Origin of the sequence: Sulfitobacter sp. 15WGC (genome assembly GCF_005068605.1) — a bacterium.
GTDB classification, from domain to species: Bacteria; Pseudomonadota; Alphaproteobacteria; order Rhodobacterales; family Rhodobacteraceae; genus Sulfitobacter; species Sulfitobacter faviae.
In genome coordinates this window covers 1-254 of sequence record NZ_SZNL01000163.1, presented here as the reverse complement: position 1 = coordinate 254, position 254 = coordinate 1, and the positions used below count along the sequence as shown (strand labels likewise).

Below are 254 nucleotides of genomic sequence, written 5' to 3'. Positions count from 1 at the left end.
TCACCAGATCGCCGACGCCTGCATCGCCCCACGTCGTCACCTCCTTGGTATGCGGGATGAAGTTGATGCCGAAATCGCAGCCATCGACATCATTCACCGTCAGCGAGGTGCCGTTCAGCGCCACCGACCTTTGGGCGCGATGAACCGCGCCAGATCCTCGGGCGCGCGCAGGGTCACGCGGGTGCTGTCGCCCTCGTCTTTCATCTCAATGATCTCAGCCACGCCATCGACATGGCCCGAGACGATATGCCCGC

The 254-nt window shown here is 63.0% G+C and carries 1 pseudogene; it reads right to left on the bottom strand.

Going from position 1 to position 254, the window contains the following annotated elements:
* A pseudogene (locus FCK22_RS18390) lies at positions 1 to 254 on the bottom strand (riboflavin synthase); the annotation flags it as partial.